The organism is Paenibacillus xylanivorans, from assembly GCF_001280595.1.
Classification (GTDB): Bacteria; Bacillota; Bacilli; order Paenibacillales; family Paenibacillaceae; genus Paenibacillus; species Paenibacillus xylanivorans.
The window spans coordinates 290,816-306,129 of record NZ_LITU01000059.1 but is presented as its reverse complement, the minus strand read 5'-3'; the positions used below and the strand labels follow the sequence as shown (position 1 = coordinate 306,129).

At 47.5% G+C, this 15,314-nt stretch carries 14 protein-coding genes; 11 read left to right on the top strand and 3 right to left on the bottom strand.

Translation table 11 applies throughout. The annotated features are described in order from the left end of the window. Nucleotides 1-145: 145 nt before the first annotated feature. Both AMS66_RS14375 and AMS66_RS14370 read left to right on the top strand, forming a co-directional pair. Nucleotides 146-730 carry an ankyrin repeat domain-containing protein gene (locus tag AMS66_RS14375; RefSeq protein WP_053781437.1) on the top strand — a complete coding sequence of 195 codons (585 nt, stop codon included), beginning with the start codon at nucleotides 146-148 and terminating at the stop codon, nucleotides 728-730. Then, nucleotides 727-2,073 (top strand): uracil/xanthine transporter, encoded by a 1,347-nt coding sequence (locus AMS66_RS14370; protein WP_053781436.1) that lies wholly within the window; start codon nucleotides 727-729, stop codon nucleotides 2,071-2,073. Before AMS66_RS14375 ends, AMS66_RS14370 begins: the two co-directional genes overlap by 4 nt. A gap of 66 nt (nucleotides 2,074-2,139) precedes the next feature. Here AMS66_RS14370 and AMS66_RS14365 read toward each other — a convergent pair whose 3' ends face one another. After that, complete coding sequence (locus AMS66_RS14365) at nucleotides 2,140-2,463, bottom strand: PilZ domain-containing protein (RefSeq protein ID WP_236703399.1); 324 nt, start codon at nucleotides 2,461-2,463, stop codon at nucleotides 2,140-2,142. A 304-nt stretch (nucleotides 2,464-2,767) separates the two neighbouring features. Here AMS66_RS14365 and AMS66_RS14360 point away from each other — a divergent pair, with 304 nt between their 5' ends. From AMS66_RS14360 to AMS66_RS14330, 7 genes are all read left to right on the top strand, one after another. Continuing rightward, nucleotides 2,768-3,217, top strand: a complete 450-nt coding sequence (locus tag AMS66_RS14360; RefSeq protein ID WP_053781434.1) for a DUF6386 family protein — start codon at nucleotides 2,768-2,770, stop codon at nucleotides 3,215-3,217. A 35-nt stretch (nucleotides 3,218-3,252) separates the two neighbouring features. Next, on the top strand, nucleotides 3,253-3,858 hold the full coding sequence (locus AMS66_RS14355) for an SMI1/KNR4 family protein (RefSeq protein WP_053781433.1): 606 nt from the start codon (nucleotides 3,253-3,255) through the stop codon (nucleotides 3,856-3,858). Next, nucleotides 3,855-4,184 (top strand): hypothetical protein, encoded by a 330-nt coding sequence (locus AMS66_RS14350; protein ID WP_144424494.1) that lies wholly within the window; start codon nucleotides 3,855-3,857, stop codon nucleotides 4,182-4,184. The genes AMS66_RS14355 and AMS66_RS14350 overlap by 4 nt, the downstream gene beginning before the upstream one ends. A gap of 141 nt (nucleotides 4,185-4,325) precedes the next feature. Further along, the gene (locus tag AMS66_RS14345) at nucleotides 4,326-4,874 is read left to right on the top strand and encodes an RNA polymerase sigma factor (RefSeq protein WP_082350694.1); all 549 of its coding nucleotides are present in this window, start codon (nucleotides 4,326-4,328) and stop codon (nucleotides 4,872-4,874) included. Beyond that, nucleotides 4,864-6,006 (top strand): DUF4179 domain-containing protein, encoded by a 1,143-nt coding sequence (locus AMS66_RS14340; protein WP_053781431.1) that lies wholly within the window; start codon nucleotides 4,864-4,866, stop codon nucleotides 6,004-6,006. Before AMS66_RS14345 ends, AMS66_RS14340 begins: the two co-directional genes overlap by 11 nt. Nucleotides 6,007-6,407: 401 nt before the next feature. After that, a complete protein-coding gene (locus tag AMS66_RS14335) occupies nucleotides 6,408-7,889 on the top strand; it encodes a methyl-accepting chemotaxis protein (protein WP_053781430.1) in 1,482 nt (493 codons plus the stop codon). Nucleotides 7,890-8,144: 255 nt separating this feature from the next. Then, the gene (locus AMS66_RS14330) at nucleotides 8,145-9,368 is read left to right on the top strand and encodes a GNAT family N-acetyltransferase (protein ID WP_082350721.1); all 1,224 of its coding nucleotides are present in this window, start codon (nucleotides 8,145-8,147) and stop codon (nucleotides 9,366-9,368) included. A gap of 54 nt (nucleotides 9,369-9,422) precedes the next feature. On the opposite strand, the gene AMS66_RS14325 is transcribed toward AMS66_RS14330, so the two are convergent. Continuing rightward, nucleotides 9,423-9,788 carry a VOC family protein gene (locus AMS66_RS14325; protein WP_053781429.1) on the bottom strand — a complete coding sequence of 122 codons (366 nt, stop codon included), beginning with the start codon at nucleotides 9,786-9,788 and terminating at the stop codon, nucleotides 9,423-9,425. 245 nt (nucleotides 9,789-10,033) lie between these two features. Continuing rightward, on the bottom strand, nucleotides 10,034-11,647 hold the full coding sequence (locus tag AMS66_RS14320) for an alkaline phosphatase (protein WP_144424502.1): 1,614 nt from the start codon (nucleotides 11,645-11,647) through the stop codon (nucleotides 10,034-10,036). Between the two features lie 317 nt (nucleotides 11,648-11,964). On the opposite strand from AMS66_RS14320, the gene AMS66_RS14315 reads away from it, so the two are divergent. Both AMS66_RS14315 and AMS66_RS14310 read left to right on the top strand, forming a co-directional pair. After that, a complete protein-coding gene (locus tag AMS66_RS14315) occupies nucleotides 11,965-13,224 on the top strand; it encodes an amidohydrolase (RefSeq protein WP_053781427.1) in 1,260 nt (419 codons plus the stop codon). 134 nt (nucleotides 13,225-13,358) lie between these two features. Then, complete coding sequence (locus AMS66_RS14310) at nucleotides 13,359-15,110, top strand: carboxylesterase/lipase family protein (protein WP_236703397.1); 1,752 nt, start codon at nucleotides 13,359-13,361, stop codon at nucleotides 15,108-15,110. Nucleotides 15,111-15,314 lie beyond the last annotated feature (204 nt).

The window sequence follows — 15,314 nt, the reverse complement described above, 5'->3', positions numbered from 1 at the left end:
GGGAAACCAACAAAACATGTATTTTTATTATACTTCCATCCTATGTTACCATACATAAGATTTAAACACTTCAAATCACACATATGGATTATGTCATATCGAATATATGCCGTGAGGATGACGACGAATTGGGGGTCAAGGTGCGATGCTGAAAACAATACATGCAGCTGCTGAAGCTGGACATACAGATGATGTGCTGCGATTTATCGCACAAGGAGCCGGATTGAATGACCGGGATACGCGCGGACGGACGCCTCTGATGGCGGCGGTACATGGCAACAAACCAGTGGCCGCAAGGTTGCTTATTGAAGCTGGAGCAGATGTCAACATCCAGGATCAACGACTGGACAACATGTTACTATATGCCAGTGCGGAAGGTTTGCGTGAAATGGTCAAACTGGCTATAAAAGCAGGTGCAGATACCCGGCTTACGAATCGTTTTGGAGGTACGGCACTGATTCCTGCTGCAGATCGAGGCCATGTCGATATTGTGGGGATTCTCTTGACATGCACGGATGTGGATGTGAATCATATCAACAATCTGGGCTGGACAGCCTTGCTGGAAGCAGTCATTCTGGGGGATGGCGGCACTCGTCATCAGCAGATCGTAGCATTGCTTTTGCAATATGGTGCTGATCCTTTCATTGCTGACCGGGATGGAGTTACAGCCCTTGCGCATGCCCGCAGGAATCATTATAAAGAAATGGAGCGAATGTTAACCCAATCATGAACAGACATCAAGAGCAATCTTTGCTAAATCATATAAAGGGCGCGTCATCGCTTGCATTGGCAGGCATTCAGTGGTTCTTCTTCCTGTTTACCAACACGGTGGTGGTGCCGTTATCCATCGGACATAATTTTCAGCTCTCACCGGAGGCCATTGCTGCGTCGATGCAGCATTCCTTTTTGCTTACCGGGGCTGTGTGTATCTTACAAGCGTTCTTTGGACATCGTTATGCCGTGATGGATGGTCCTTCGGGGTTATGGTGGGGACTGACGCTAAGCTTAACGGTCTCGGCTTCATCGGCAGGTATGAGTTTGGAGCGTATTGGAGGAGGGCTGGCTGCTGGTTTTCTATTAGCTGGTTTGACGATGATGATCCTTGGCTGGCTTGGAGCGGCGCATGTGCTTCAGAAGCTGTTCACACCTATGGTCAAGAGTGCGATGTTATTCCTGATGACGATTCAATTGACCATGAATTTCTTCAAAGGCATGATTGGATATACTGAGTTTGGCACATTCAACCTGCCTGTAGCGGCGTTGTCCGTTGCGATTGCGTTTCTTGTAGCCTTGATTCAGCTTAAGGGAAGAGGCAAGCTCGGGAACTACTCTATCCTGATTGGTATCGTGACGGGGTGGATTGCCTACAGTCTTGTGTTCCCTGGGCAGCATACAGGCGTATCCGGACATCATGATGTAAGCCTGTTTTCCTGGTTTCCTTGGGGGACGCCAAAGTGGGAGCCGGGCATTGTCATCACGGCTTTTTTTGTCGGGCTGGTGAACATGACGAACTCCATCACCACATTAAGCTCCGTCGAAAAGATATATGGAGTGCAAACGACCAGCCAACAATATAAACGATCATACATGTTCACGGGATTGTTCACGATGTTATCTTCGTGTGTAGGTGTGCTGCCGTTCGGTCTATTCGCTTCTTCGATTGGTTTTCTGGAGAGCACCCGTATTCTGAAACGGGCTGCGTTTGTTGTTGGAGCAGGCATGTTATGTATGTTGGGACTGACACCTTCAGTGACGGCCTTTTTCGCACAAATTCCGCCCAGTGTAGGGAGTGCCGTGCTATTTGTAGCCTATTTGCAAATGTTCGGGACGGCCCTGAGAACACTTGAAGGCACCAAATTTAATTCCAAAACAATCTATCGTGTGGCGCTGCCGGTTCTTACAGGTGTTGCTGTAATGAATATCCCTGCTGAAGCCTTTCAGTCTTTGCCTATGTATCTCATTCCGATCATTAGTAACGGACTCGTTATCGGGGTAGTGGTGTCACTTTTGCTCGAAACCACGGTAGATTGGTCCAAGATGGACAATACAACTCCTGCTTCCAAAGCAGCCTGAATACCTGAAGTATTGAAACAGTCCGGTTCATCGGGCTGTTTTTTGTTTAGGTTGGTGCTTCCCCGGTTACTTCACCATAATTTTGCCTTGCCCCGCCAGCATTCTCATTTCTCTGGATAAACGCTCATGATTACCTTGCTGGATCTCCAGCTGTACACCGTAGTGCCATCGGTTATTCTCTTCATTGCCCCAACGCAGCGTTCCTTCCAAATACAAGGGGTCTTCAAAAAGCAGCAAATTCATACCGATTCGGATGGTATTGGACTCCACATGCAGATTTAACGGAAATGAAAGCTGACAGCCGGATCGGCTGATATCGCATAATTCAGCTTGAATGGGTTTGGGTGGTGCAGAGGCGCCATTAATGCTGAGAATGAAAATTTCAAACATTATCGGTTCCTTTAAAGTATAGCGAAAGGGTTCTCTTCTAAGGTTAATTGCCATGGTTTCCTCCACAAAATCACAAAAAGTCAGTTATGATTATATCGTCATTTTTGCTAAAAAAATGAAGAGATTAACCCTGTTGTTAACGTCTTAATTATCTACAAGTGCAGCAGGATCACACATAGCCCTGAAGTTCCTTTAACCCATGTGTATGGCTTGATATAATGGTTGGATATGGTTCTGATTTCTTGCCTGGATCAGAAGGGAAAGGGTGCGGCGTTTATTTTAAATAAGAAAGGGAGACGGAAAAATGAACGGAAGACTTCAGGTGTTCACGGATACGGCAGCATTATGCCTGTATGATCTGGCGGCACTAAAACATCGGGTTGAAGATACACCGGACTGGTGGTGTATTGCAGAGGATGAACTGGCGGAAGTAAATGCAGGCAACTGTTTGTTTCTGAACTTGGGTGAAGATGGGCAGTATGAGGTGCAATGGAGTTTGGATGATTCGGGTAAGGAAGTTGAGACGGCACTGGTATACCAGATACATGTTCCTTCCGGTACCGTTTATCTGGGGGCTGCTGATGATGTCACCGGTGGTGAGCTGGAGCCGGATGAGTCATGCGGGGGTGTGCTGCTCCAGTTGGAACCGGGAAATTATGCTTGCATAGTATTGAGGGAAAACAAACAAATATGGATTACCATCAAGCCCAGTCTGCAAAGCGAAAATAGTTTGAGTGGCTTGATCCGAATTTAGCGTTATAGATAAGCGAATGAAGGAGGCTTAGGGACATGTACAAGGCCCAGTTGGAACGCATACAGGAAAAGCTGGACAAGCTCCAAGCTCTGGACCCGGAAAAGAATCTGTTTGGGGCGGAAAATCATCAATATGAAATGGCTCCGATATGTACATTGGATGAGATTAAGGCGTTTGAACGAAAATGGAAGATAGAGCTGCCCGAAGAATATCAAGCTTTTCTGCTAGTGATTGGAAGTGGCGGTACAGGTCCTTATTATGGGCTGGAAAAGCCTGAGGACGGTATATATCTGGTGATAGATTATGGTGATGAGTTGAATGCCATTTCCGAGCCGTTCCCACATGTGGAATCCTGGAATTGGGATGTTGACTGGTACGACGACAGCAAAGAAGAGGAAGAGTGGGCAGCGCTTGAACATGAGTATTATGATCCGAAATGGTCGGCAGGGATGCTGCGAATCAGCGATTTTGGCTGCGGCGTGAAGGGATTGTCCTACGGAGAGATCTGGACCGATGATCGAGCGAACAGTAATGGAATTTATCCGGATCATTATATGGGCAACACGGAGCGGCTGGGTTTTCTGGATTGGTATGAATTGTGGCTGGACCGCTCGATCAATGAATTGAATGAGGTATTATGATGGGCTGGGAATATGGCATTAGAACAACAAATCCTGTCATTTTACCTCGGATTGTGAAGCGACTGGCGGATTCCTTAACCTTCTCCGACTTGTATAGGCTGGAGCATTATGAACATGGGTTTGCGTTGCTTCAGGAGGGGTCGTCCTGGCCTGAAGCTCTACAAGTCTCGATTGAAGTGGCATCGGGAATGGATGAGATTGTGGAGGGAGAGTTGTACATCTATTGTCTGTTTCATACGGGGGGTGACTTCGCAGCAGATTGGCTGAGACAGATGGGAGCAGCTATGAATCAGGATGACACTGAGCTGGAATGGTTTGAACTTTAAATAATGATGCGAAAAATCAATACAAGAGCTTCCTCCTCAGGATTAGGCGGGGCTTTTTTGCGATGGAAAATAAATAAAAAACGGTTTGGCTTGTTCGCCCGTCTTATACCACAGAAAGAGAGAGAAGGAGGGGATTGCGGGATGGAAACCAAAGCCGAGATGAAGAAGATACTGTTCATACAAAGCGAAGATGAGACGGCATTTGTCCAGTCCATCATGGAACATCAGGACACGCTGATTTCCATTGCCTACAGTTATCTTCGCAATCGTCATGATGCACTTGAAGCGGTGCAAGAGATGACATGCCGAGCCTGGATCAAGCGTCGCTCTCTGAAAAATGAGAAGGCGTTCAAATCGTGGATTATTCGTATTTTGATCTATGTGTGCATTGATGAACAAAGACGTCGCAAACGGGCCACACCACTGCCCAATGAAGGGTTGGAGGAGGCGATAGCCGAGTCTGCTATTGCAGGATTCAATGATAACAAACTTGCGATGTGGTCCATGCTTGAGAAAATTAAACCGAAATACCGCCATGTATTACTGCTGAAATACTATAACGACATGACGTTGATTGAGATTGCCTCCATTCTCGGCAAACCGGAGGGTACCATCAAGACCTGGCAGCATAAAGGGTTGGAACTGTTACGGAAGCAGATGAAGAACAGGGGGGATTGGCATGAGAACTAGTCCGGAGGAACAGGCACTTTTGGCAGATGCTTCCCAGACTAAGTTGGAGAGACAGCAATTGAATCCGGCGGACACGGCATTTGCCATTCAGCGAGGTCTGGCAAAGGCGAGAACCCGGCGAATGGCAGGTCATATGCAATTAAAGTGGATTACTGCGGTGCTCGTAACAGCTCTGGCAGCCGGTTGGCTGCTGATGGGTCCACTTGGCGGTTCTACACCACAACAGGCAATGTACAGCCCGCCCGCACAGAATTGGGGAGTTCTTGAACCTTTTCGGGATTTGGTTGAAACCGATATTGACGGCAACACGATTGCATCCGCAATTAACAATGGTTATGTGCAGCTCGTGGATCGTTCTGTGAAATCAGGAATATATCGGTTAACCGTCAATGCAGTGATGGCGGATGAAAACAAGATGATCGTATTGTATACAGCCCAGACGGATGCTTCCCAGGAAATCTATTCGGTGAACCGTTCCAGGGCAACTGACATGCTGACCAATCATAAATTTGATGATAGTAATGCGGGGGGAGTCCAAGTACCAAAAGGGAACCATATCATATATGGCCGAACTGCGATTAACCTAAAACGAACTGATGCATTTCCTGAAAAGTTAATGCTCGACTTTCAAATCGTCTCCCTTGATCCAGGGAAGCTTGCAGACCCAAAAACAGGGACAAAGCGACCTGAAATGCGATATTCAGAGCTGATGAAGATTTCTTTTGACTTAGACCCCAAATTTTCGGTTCCCAAGACGGAAATTACAAAAATTAATCAGTTATTTACGATTGACGGCCATGAGGTGATGTTATCTCAAGTAGAGATGTCTCCACTTATTATACGAGCCAAACTTGTCTATGAACCCAATAAAAAGATTGATTTCCAAACCAAACAATCTATAAGTGAATCATTACATCCTTACGAGATTGTTTCTATAACCCAAAATGGTAAGCAGACCAAGCTTCTAATGTATCGAGGTAGCGGAACAGAAGACGGGATGATTGTATACTACAGCAGCAATATGTTGGACGATCCTCAATCGCTTGTATTGAAAATACCAACTGAAACGGGCAAAGTTTACGATGATTTGCAGGAAGCTGAGAAACACAAGCTGGAACTGAAAATCAAATAGGATTCAGAGGAAGGGCGATACAAAGTCTTCAGATGACTTTGTGTCGTCTTTTCATTTTTCTTATACGGAGATTGCTGTTGCAGAAAAAGGTTGAATTTGCAATCTGAACGATCAGGATCCAACAAAACGTTGGTAGGCAAGCGGCCGGGTTTTTACTATGGTGAAGGACCAAATAAAATATCTGAAGTATAAGTACATATTATATTCCTTCATATATTAAAAATTTATAATAAAAATCCGATATACATTAAGTGTGTTTTCATGTTTATGAAGACCTAATGTACTATAACAAAGCCCTAGGATTTTGCGATTTATTCATAAGTAAGGACCATAGACTGATAAAAGATAGTACAGAAATTGTTTCACCATCGTATTTATTTGATAAAAAGGGCGGGAATTTCATGAATCGTTACGACGAAATTATCTGGAAAAGGAACAAGCTGATCTGTATCATCATGTGGGTTAATGTAGCTATAGGTTTTGGTATGTCCTTTTTGGTTCCAAAGTTGCTTGTCTCCAATGGTGTAGCTGTATTGTTCACTGTTTGGGTGACATACGCCAATGCCAAAAAGAAGCATATTCATTTAATCCCATGGCTGTGCACGATCCTGATTACTATATGTGGAGTCTATGCAGGCTGGGGAAGTGTTAACATCACTTTAAGTCTGGTCATCACTTCGGTGTTATTGCTCTATCCTGACAAGAAACTGTTCACAACCGGATTTCTTGTGCTGCTTGTCATTAGTATTCTTCAGGTTGTTCTGGTGGAGACAAAGAGCTCCGAGGAGTTTATTGGCCATATTGTTGATGTAGGATTGTTTGCACTTACCGGAGCCATTCTGATGATGGTTTCCCAGTTGAATCAAAGACTCTTTTGGGATAGCGAAGCACGTTGGCAAGAGGTGGAGCACTCCAAAATGAGAATGGAAACGATGCTTATAAGGGTCAAAGAATCCGTGGAGGGCCTATCTCGTTATACGGATCAATTAAAGCAAAAAGTAACCGATACCGGATCCATTACCCATGAAGTGACGCTTGGATTCAGCGAAGTGGCCAAAGGTGTTGAATTCCAGGCTACCAGTGTGGCTGATATCTCAGAGTCCTTGTCCATGTCGGATCAACATATCCGTGATGTTGCTAGCTACTCGCAGCAGATGAAAGAACTGTCTGCCAGCATGGCAGCGAGCACGGAAACAGGCAGCACACAGATGGATCATCTGAATGTTCAGATGCAGGAACTGTATGAAACGATTGATACCACAGCTAATGACATGAAAAAGTTTAACGAGGAAAGTGAGTCCATGTCGCTGATGCTGAACAGCATCTCGGATATTGCGAACCAGACAAATCTGCTTGCGCTCAATGCAGCTATTGAAGCAGCGCGCGCAGGTGAACATGGACGTGGTTTCGCGGTGGTGTCGGAGGAAGTTCGCAAACTGGCAGAACACTCGGGTCAATCGGCTAATGATATTGCAACCATTTTGTTCCGTTTGAAAGGACAGACACAGGCGTTGACGGATCGGTTCGAACGTATTCGCCTCGCTTTGCAAGCAGGGAAAGATAGTGTGCAAACGGCAGAAGAGGTCTTCCATACGATCAACAGCAATTCACAGCAAGTGTTGAATCAGGCAGCAGATATCGAGAGCAGTTCAGTTACCATGAGGGAATCTTCTACAAAAGTGGTTAATGAGGTTTCGGAGATTTCAAGTGTGACCCAGCAATCGAGTGCCGCTACGGAAGAGATTCTTGCCAGTATGGAAGAACAGCGCAATCTTACCCAGAAGATGGTGGACAGCTTCGGAGAACTGGAGCAATTGATTTTGGATCTGAATGAGTTGGTGTCGAGCGAAAACGAAGTACGTTCTACAACCGATACTCTGTAGAGTAAAGCAGGGCTAAGGCAGGCCTGCGACATCTGAGTCACCTGATTACCCTATTATTCATTCGAAGTTCATTCTACTAAGCCTGTCTCCAAGAATTATGCGGAGGCAGGCTTAGTTGTTTTGTGGATGGACTGATCTCTCTGGCCGTTTACAACGAAACAATTGTGTATGTGAATCCAGGCCCACTATAATGGAAAGAAGAATTTGTGGAAAATGATTACTGGCAGGAAGTTTGGGTAATTGGGGGAACAGAACGTGAAGAATGCAGTAATGGAACAAAGGCAGGCGAGCTGCGACCAGACAGATGAAGCGATGAATGAAAATGGCGATATTCGCGTTCGTTTCTATGATCGGAATTCGCTAGAAGACATGGACTGGCCCAACACGGAAGATGGCAGATATGCAAGAGCATATTTGGAACCCATGATGCTACAAGGGACGCGGGACTTCATTATCAATGTAAGCACAACCTTGCTTATTGCCCGGATTGACGATCTTGTTCTTCCGTTGACGGTAAATGATGCGGAGTACGATAATGCTTACGTTTGTTCGCCTTATACGCATTATGTGCGGTATGCCAAGCAGGAGTTGACGCTGCTTCGGAAACCGTTGTTGGAAAAAGGTTTATCAGCGCTGCTCACTGTGGTGGGGTGGGGAATGCAGCAATCACAGATAAATAAGGTTGTACATATAAACAATTGGCTGTTGTCAACGAACCTGTATCCGGCCATGTCCGGTGAGCAGGCGGTTTGTCTGCTTGCAGCGGTAAGGGAGCGCTATCCTGAGCATGCCGTCGTATTTCGCTCCTTGTGCCCAGGGCTTCACCCGGATCTGACGGGCAAGCTGAAGCAAGCAGGCTGTCAACTGATTCCAAGCCGGCAAATCTATCTGTACCGGGCAAATGATCCGAATTTCGGCAATGCGAAGTCGCGCTGGCTGCTGAAGCGGGATTACGAATTGTTGACCAAGCACGGCTATGAAATCGTTTCACAAGCGAATCTGAAGGATACGGATATTTTGCGAATCGCGGAACTGTACAAGCTGCTGTACCTTGAAAAATACTCTTATGATAATCCGCAATTCAGTGAACATTTCATTGCTACAGCAAAAGCTTCAGGAGCGCTGACCCTGTATGGTCTGCGGAAGGAAGGGCGTATCGATGCGGTTATGGGATACTTCTGCCGAAATGGGGTGATGACAACGCCGCTGTTCGGTTACGATACGGCGTTGCCCCAGTCCATCGGGCTGTACCGCATGCTGTCAGCTTGCCTGATTGGACAGGCTCGTGAGAACGGCCATCTGCTGCATGAGAGTGCTGGTGCTGCGCAGTTCAAGCGCAACCGTGGCGCTGTGTCGGATTTCGAATATTCCGCCGTGTATGAGCGCCATCTGCCATTGGGCAGACGCTGGTGCTGGCTACTGCTTGAACGGCTTTTGAATCGCGTGGGTGTGCCGCTGATGCGTCGAATGAAGCTATAAAAATGCATAATCAGTGCTCTGCACTCGCACCCCCCATACATGATCGAGCCTTAATTATGTATGTTCGGCCAGCTGCACTTCGAAGCCATCTGGGTCAGTAATGTAAATAAACCTCAGATGCGGATTGGGTTGGACGGGGCCACGTGCAATCGGGATGCCTAATGCGGCGAGCTGCTCCATGGCTTCGTCCAGTGACCTTACCTCATAGCCGATGGACACACCGGCCTCTGGCTTGAGGAGAGGCTCGCTGCCTTCGATTAGCTCCAGCTTTGTTTCATTTTCCGAACCTAGCATGGCAATCTGCCGTCCCCGGCTTTCGAATCTGCGCTGAATCGGCAGCCCGAGCATGCTGTGGTAGAAACGGAGCGATGCTTCCAGATCGCGTACCCGCAGTGTGATCCAGTTTAGTCTGATCAACATAGGTGAATCTCTCCTTTTTGTGTCATATTTATAAACGTACGCTTATTATACGATAAGCTTGTGTATGGGCCTAATAAAGCAATGATAGGTTTGAGAAGTGACAAGTACAGCTAGCTAATGTAGCTCTCTAAAGAATCAGAAATTCCCGAGAGAAGTTGCATTTCAAAAGTGAATTCGAAAAAAGCTGCCCAAGATTATTCTCGGGCAGCTTAACTGAGAGTGCCGTTCAATGACCGGCACTTTTTTTATTGAATCAGGTCAATCGCATCCTGTGGCACAAAGACTTCTACGCCATTGTAGACAATAACGCCATCCAGGGTAGTCTTTTTGCCATTAACGAGCGCGATATTTTTGTAGATTTGCAGTTCAAGCTTGGTGTTGCCCTTGGTTACGAGGATTTTCGGATTTTTGGCATCCGTCAGATCCAGCTTGTACGTTGCACCTTTGGCAGTAAAAGCCTGCTTCGCGGGCACAAACAATTGTTTGCTTACGCTGTCGAGGTCAAGGTCCAGCACACGTGCCATGTATTTGGCTACATCCGTGTTGTCGATGACACCGAAAGGTCGATCATTATTTGGAGCGTACGTATACAGCACAACATCTCCACCTGTGTGACCGCCAGTGGTCCAGCCAATTCCGGAACGTTTGCTGATCATCGGTCCAACCGTATAATTGAGACTGCCCGGGCTGGCCGCTTTAATGGCAGCGATTTCCTCGGAAGTCAGGTCGGTAATGCCGTAGTATTGCTTCATCACGGCTTTGATGTTGGTGCGTTTGGCATTCAGCTTGGATTCCACACCTTCGCCTGTCAGCTTAGCCTTTTTCAGAGGTCCGATAAATGTGGACAACGGTTCTTTATCATAGGTGCCTGTAGTTGAGGCGTTACCAATAGTCAATCCACCGTTTTGGTGGTCCGTGACAGCGACAACGACGGTTTCTTTATCTTTTTTGGCAAAATCCATGGCTACTTTAACAGCATCGTCAAATGCCAGCACATCACTGATAATGCCGATGGGATCGTTGGCATGCGCTGCCCAGTCCACTTTGCTGCCTTCAACCATGAGGAAGAAGCCGTCTTCGTCTTTGGAGAGGACTTCAATGGCTTTGGAAGTCATCTCGGCGAGGCTTGGTTGCTTCGCTGGATCGCGATCCATGTTATAGGCCATGCCTGCCGGGGCAAACATGCCCCACAGCTTGCCTGAAGTCGAAGCTTCCATCGCTGCCGGAGTCGTTACATAATCATACCCCAGTGCTTTGATGGATGAGACCAGATTTTCGCCATCTTTGCGTCCCGCAGGCTCTAAATAACTGCTTCCTCCACCAAGAACAACATCCATACCGTTATAAACCTGTTGTTTGCTCAGTGCATCATAGTTTTTGCGATCCGGATAGTGGGCGGAGAAGTCTGCTGGTGTAGCGTGCATAATTTCGGATGTCGCAATAATACCTGTTGCTTTGCCTGCCAGTCTGGATGCTTCCAGGATGGAAGCGACCGGCTTCTTGGCATCTCCTGGGGCGATAGCTTTTTGTCCAGGCATCGTCGCTTTATCCGGCAGCACTCCGACATATCCTGTATGTGACTTGTGACCTGTAGCAAAGGCTGTTCCCGCAGGGGCCGAGTCCGCAATCGGCGCATCCGCAGAGTGTGTACGAACCATGCCACTAGCCATGGAATCCAGTGTAAGAGAGGAACCCTTGTACCAGCGAGCCAAAGCTGTTGCGTCGTTCGCCATACCGTCCGGGATCAGGATGATGACATTTTTGATCGGTGAAGCAGATGAGGTGTTTTCTTCCACAGCCCATGCTGCACTACTGCCTCCCAGCGTAGCTGTAACAATGGTCGTAACCGCGAGCATCATTTTGGCGGCACGGGTATTGAATCGATTTAACATGAACACATCCTCCTAATGATATGTATAGTTTGGTATCCATGACCAGTGTATACAACGAATGCTAAACGAGCGTATGTATTGGATTAACTAAATGTAAATTTTACGATTAGAGAAGGGTAAAGGGGAAGCGAATATGTAGCGAGAAGCTTTCTCTCGTATGGGCGTGAAGCATGTTTGTGGAAGTATCGCGAAACAGGATAAGCAACCTATGATATAGAATTCGTAGTGTAAAGTTGTATGCATAATGATGAAATAGAGAGCTTGATGAGAGAGGAAAGTGACACATGATTGATATTATTGCGCTTCGACGAGACCTTCACGAACATCCCGAGCTGGGATTCACCGAATTCCGTACGGCTACCAAAGTCGTGCAGATGTTGACGGAACTGGGTTACCGTGTGACCTATGGAAAAGATGCCATTGATGACACATCCCGGCGAGGTCTGCCAAAGCCTGAAGTGTTGGAAGATGCTTATCAGCGTGCCATCCATGAAGGGGCAGATCCAGCGATTGTGCAGCAGATGCGAGGCGGGTTCACGGCGGTTGTCGCTGAGTTGCAAGGAGAACAGGAAGGACCAACAACGGCGTTCCGTTTCGATATGGATGCACTTCCAATCCGTGAGAGCAAGTCGGACAAGCATATACCACAAGCGGGACAATTTCGCTCCAGTCATGAAGGCATTATGCACGCTTGCGCACACGATGGACACACAGCCATTGGGCTTGCACTTGCAGAACGTTTGAGTGATCGAAAGTTCGGCGGTAAGATCCGTCTGTTGTTCCAGCCTGCTGAAGAAGGTGTGCGTGGTGCGTATGCCATGGTCAAAAACGGCATGCTGGAACAGGTAGACCGTCTGTTCTGCATACATCTCGGTACAGGTGTGCCATCCGGTCACGTCAGAGGGGCATCTGCTGGATTCCTGGCAACGACCAAGCTGGAAGCCCATTTTACAGGTGTGTCTTCTCATGCCGGAGCTACACCGGAGGAAGGACGGAACGCGTTGCTGGGAGCATCTACTGCACTCCTTAATATTCATGCGTTGCCTCGGTTTAGCACGGCGGATACACGCATTAATGTGGGCATTCTTGAAGGCGGAACGGGGGCCAATATTATTCCCGAGCACGCACGGATGGTGATTGAGACCCGTTCAACGAGTGAAGAAACGAATCGTGAGCTGGAGCGACGGGTACGTCAGATCATCGAGCATAGCGCGTCGATGCATGAGTTAAGCTCTACGGTTGAAGTCATCGGCGGTGCAGTTCCTATTCGCTGTGATATGGAGCTTGCAGAGCTTGCTGTGCAGCAAACGGAAGGCATCGCAGGATTTACCTGTGCGGAGGCTATTTCGGATGGTGCCTCACTCGGAAGTGAGGATGCCAGTTACATGATTCGGCGCGTACAGGAACAAGGCGGGAAAGCGACGTATATGATCATTGGCAGCGAGCTGCCTGCTCCGCATCACCATCCGGAATTCGATCTTGATGAGGCAGTGTTGGCTCCTGCTGTGGAACTGCTGGAGAGATTGGCACGAACGCTCTTGTAAGATATAAGGTTGCTGCAATTATTTAGAACAGTCAGATCCCGATCGAGAGATATACTGTTAAAGGTACTTGGATATGAAGCAGGTTAAGACTACAATCAAGGGGAAGTTTCTACTTACCCGCATCGGTTAAGGGGGTGAACGAGCTTCAAGGTAGCACGTGCAAACTTACCAATCGCCAGAGGGCTGAGGCGACTGCACAAGCGTTGCAGGCACAGCTCAAAAATGGCGGAGCGACCTTGGAGCAGAACTGGATGAAACATAAACAAGATCAGGGGTTCAAACCTCAAACATTGCAGCAGACGAAATATGGAGCCATTGACGGCAAAACCTATGAACAATACGGTACGCTCGGCTGGCTAGGCATTCCATATGCAGCGCCTCCGGTAGCTGAATTACGCTGGAAAGCGCCGGGTGAACCGGATGCATGGACAGGGATACGAACAGCCAAGGAATTTGCTGCGAGCAGCTTACAGTTATCCGGCGAAACTACAGCCGGAAGCGAAGACTCACTGTATCTCAATATTTGGCGTCCAAATACAACCAGTTCCAAGCTTCCGGTTATGGTGTTTCTGCACGGCGGCGGGAATATGACCGGATCGGGCAAGGATTTTCAGGGTGAACAGCTTGCCCGTAAAACGAACAGCATTATCATATCTGTAAACTATCGTTTGGGAGCTCTTGGGTTCTTCCAAAATGCTGCATTGAAAACCGGCAATGCTCTTGATGATTCGGGCAACTATGGCTTGCTCGATGCACTCCGTGCACTTCATTGGGTACAGGATAATGTCGAAGGCTTTGGCGGAGATACAGGTAATGTTACGTTGGCCGGGCAGTCGGCAGGAGCGCGTGATGTGCTGGCAGCATTAATCTCGCCACTGAGCAAAGGGTTATTTCAGAAGGTAGCTGCTTTCAGTGGTGGCCTGACGACGGCTGCACAGGAGGAAGGCAAGCAAAAATCCGAGGATGCACTTGTGAAATTGCTCGTGGAAGAGGGAAAAGCGACATCCATTGAAAATGCGAAAACATGGATCGGCAAGCAGTCTCAGGCGCAGCTGGCGAGCTATTTGCGTGAGATGCCTGCGGACAAACTTGTCACTGCATTTGGTTCAACAGCAATTCGCATGGAGTCATTCCCACATCTGTTCCGTGATGGGGCGGTCATTCCAAAAGAAGGTTTCGACTCCATCAACAGCGGTAATTATGCGCAAGTACCTGTTCTGCTGGGGAGTCTGGAAACCGAGTTCTCCAGCTTTGCATTCGGTGATGAGAACTTTGTACCCTCGATTCATGATGAAACTTTGTTCACAGATGAGACCAAGGCAGAGCAATATGCCGCAGCTCTGAAATATGGCAGTGAGGCTTATGCAGGCTACAATGCAGAGCGTGTAGCTGAACGCTTGACGAGTGAAGCGGGACAGCCGCCTGTATACGCTTATCGTTTTGCCTGGGGTACACAGGTTGGGGTCATTTCCGAAAGAGTGCAGACATTGCTTGGCGCGCCACATGGAGCGGATATGGATTTTTACACAGGACACGCAGACGGTGTTGCTGCCCTTTTTCCTGAAGGTTATTTTAGTGATAAGAACAAACCTGGCCGTGAGGCATTGTCTGCCGCGATGGCGGCTTATCTGAAGCAGTTCCTCTATACAGGCAACCCGGGAAATGGTGGATTATCGGAATTGGCCGAATGGACACCTTGGACGAAAGATGCCAAAGCACCGATCATGTGCCTTGACGCAACCAATACTACAGCCGAGATCGACATGTCCACACAGTATAATGAAGGCAAGGATGCCGTGATGGCGAAAATGAAAAAAAAATTGCCAGAGGAGACATACAGGTTGCTGACGGAGAAAGTATTTGCTGGACGCTTTTTCTGGGAGTAAGTCATACGAAAGGACGCGAGAGAATGAACTCTTGTGTCCTTTTTTAGTTATTGGCTTAACTCCTTATTCTTTAATGTGAAAATTCGTTTTCGGCAGCGGTTTCTGGATCGTTTTCAGCAGGAAGTGTAGTGATCTCATCATGGGGCTGGTCTAAAAGGAGAAATTGAGGTAGAATTATTGAGAATTATTCTCAATTAAACAAAT